This is a genomic window from Pseudarthrobacter sp. MDT3-1, from assembly GCF_054510755.1.
Genome location: NZ_JBTNDX010000062.1, coordinates 1 through 2,704 on the forward strand (window position 1 = coordinate 1; position 2,704 = coordinate 2,704).

3 protein-coding genes are annotated in these 2,704 nt (G+C 59.9%); all 3 read left to right on the forward strand.

Annotation, left to right across the window (positions count from 1 at the left end):
• The first annotated feature begins 165 nt into the window (after positions 1–165).
• Positions 166–1,371: a tyrosine-type recombinase/integrase gene (locus tag ACX80X_RS21015; RefSeq protein WP_252603967.1), complete on the forward strand. Its 1,206-nt coding sequence runs from the start codon at positions 166–168 to the stop codon at positions 1,369–1,371.
• A complete protein-coding gene (locus ACX80X_RS21020) occupies positions 1,368–2,327 on the forward strand; it encodes a tyrosine-type recombinase/integrase (RefSeq protein ID WP_252603965.1) in 960 nt (319 codons plus the stop codon). The genes ACX80X_RS21015 and ACX80X_RS21020 overlap by 4 nt, the downstream gene beginning before the upstream one ends.
• On the forward strand, positions 2,324–2,704 hold a 381-nt coding region (locus tag ACX80X_RS21025), incomplete at its 3' end, for a site-specific integrase (protein WP_459313294.1). The genes ACX80X_RS21020 and ACX80X_RS21025, both read left to right, overlap by 4 nt.

Genomic DNA, 2,704 nt, shown 5'->3' on the forward strand with positions numbered 1-2,704 from the left:
TCGCTGTTAAGCCGAATTCGGCTTAACAGCGATTATGCCGAGAAAAACGTTAAGCCGAGGTTGGGGAATTTGCGCTTGTGGTTCGGGGGTCGCTGGCCCGTTCCTCGGCTTAATGTTTCCGCCTAACTTGTCTTGTATCCCTGCTCCCAGCGGAAGGACAAGGCAATGGATACGACAGTCACGGCTATCGGAGATGTCGTTGTGGCCGCGTTGGAAGACGCCGGCTATATGCAGTCCACGATCGGCCAGTTTCGCAAGTCCATCAAGTGGCTGGGGTTTCTGGCCAAGAAACAAGATTTTGTCTACACAAGCGAGTTGGGTGCGGAATTCGCCTCTATGACGACGAGCCCACGGACCGGGCGGTATAGCGCCCAGCGCCATACCGATTACGGCCGGTTGGTGTGGCTATTTGACTCGTACCTGCTTACCGGCGCCGTGGATCTTTCCATGAGACCCAGGGGGAAGCAGAAGGAAAAGCCCAGCAGCCCGGAATTCTCCAAGCTACTGGCTTCATGGTCCCAGGACATGGTGGAGCGTGGCCTCGCGCGTTCCACACAAGATTGTTTCGGTTCGTTGGCCTGCGAGTATCTGATCGTCTTGGAGGCTGCCGGGATTTCCTCGTGGGCTGCCGCCGACGGGTCCAGCGTTCTGGCATTTCTCGAGTCCCTTCGAAGCCGGTGGGCTGATTCGAGCATGTGGTCGGCGGTGGCTAGCTTCCGCCCGTTCCTGAAATTCACGTCCCGCACGGATCTGCTTGATGCATTGGCCTTGGCCCGGGCCAGGCGTCACCACGAGATTGTTCCGTTGCTCGATGCCGGAGTTGAACGGAAAGTTGTTGACGGCTGCCGGCAAGGTTTGGTGTCGTCACGGGATGCGGCGATTGCCTTGCTCTCGTTGTCCACCGGGTTGCGTGCGTGCGATATCCGCGGACTGCGGCTGGTGGACGTTGACTGGCGGGGCGGCACGATAGGGCTCGTGCAGCAAAAGACCGGCAACCCGTTGACCCTGCCGATACCGCCACTGGTCCTGGCCAAGCTTGCGCACTACGTGCTTGACGAGCGGCCGGTCTCCGATGAGGAAGAGGTGTTCTTGAGGCTGAAGGCCCCGCATGTTGCCTTGGCTGACCATGCGGCGATTTACGTTATCGTCAACAAGGTCTTTCGTGCGTCCGGGGTGGAAGCTATGAAGGTTGGAACGCGTGTCCTTCGCTACAACGCGGCGTCCAGGCTGTTGCGGGCGGGCACCGCGTTGCCGACGATCTCGGCGATCCTCGGCCATGCCCACAGTGACTCGACCAATGTGTATCTGAGTGCGGATACCGAACGATTGCGCTCGTGTGTCCTTCCGCTGCCGGAAGGGGCAGTGCGATGAGCACGTATGGATTCACCAGTGTTTTTGCCGGGGAACTGACGCGGTATCTTGCCTTCAAGCAAAGCATGGGCTGCTACGGCGATTCGCGCATCTGGTACTTGCGCAGCTTCGACACCTACTGCACGGAACACGAAGTGGCCTCCTTTGACCAGCAGGCCATCGAGGGTTGGGTCATGTTCAAGAAGTCGTCCCAGCCGGGGTCCAGCCCGTCCTGGATGTCATACATCAGGGATTTTGGCCGTTGGATGCGGACCCACGGCAACCCCGAAGCCTATGTGCTTGCCGAGTCCTGGAAGAGCGGGTTCTCCCGCTCCCAGCCCTACTTGTTGAGCCGCGAAGAAATCTCGTTGTTCTTCCGATCCGCTACCGGACTGGAGACCAGTTCGCCGTGGAATTGGCAGTCCGTGGCCTTTTTTGCGCTGATGTATTCGTGCGGGCTTCGGACCTGCGAAACCCGCAGGTTACAACCCCGGGATGTTGACCTCGATAAAGGGGAAATCGATGTGCTGTGGTCCAAGGGCAACAGGAGCCGGCGCCTGCCAATCACCGGCCAGGTCATCGACGTCCTCGCCGACTGCGACCGGATATCCCGCAAGAGGTTCGGGCAACAGCGTCCCGGGTTCTTCGTCTCCTCGACCGCAGCCCCGGTCTCGCCGGCTTCGATAGGGGTGACGTTTAACCGGATCTGGGACCAAGCCGGGTTGCCACGGGCAGTTGGTGGCAGACAGCCTCACCCCTACTCCTTCCGCCACCATTTCGCCTACGCCAACATCGAACGATGGATGGCCGAAGGCACCGACGTCAATGCGATGCTGCCCTACCTCGCCCGGTTTATGGGGCATGCATCGCTGGACAGCACCTTCTACTACATCCACACATCGCCGGACTTCATGGAAGGCTACGCAGCACTCACCCACGACGGCCAAGGTGTGTTTCCCGAGGTGGGATTCGAATGAAACGCAGAACGCACGAACCGACTCCCGATTTCTGGGGTTACGCCCGGAACTTCCTGCACGACTTCCTGCCCAACGTCAGGGAAATGGCGCCGCGCAGCATTGAGGCGTACCGGATCAGTCTGGAGAGCTACGTCCATTACCTGGTCGCCGAGAAGCGGGTCCGCCGCCAGGAGATCGGCTTTGACCACTTCGACCGGCAGGTCCTCAAGGACTGGCTGGTCTGGATGCGGCAAACCAAGGAATACCTGCCCGCAACCATCGGCCTGCGCCTCAGCGCCGTCAAGGCCTTCCTGAATTTCGCGTCTGCGGAAGACCTCACCCTGGTCGCGGTTTACCAGGCTGCCAAGAACGTTAAGGCACCGGCCACACCGCGTAAA

Excerpts from the sequence above, each read along its gene's own strand:
- ACX80X_RS21020 (WP_252603965.1), top strand. The coding sequence starts at position 1,368 with ATGAGCACGTATGGATTCACCAGTGTTTTTGCCGGGGAACTGACGCGG.
- ACX80X_RS21015 (WP_252603967.1), top strand. The coding sequence starts at position 166 with ATGGATACGACAGTCACGGCTATCGGAGATGTCGTTGTGGCCGCGTTG.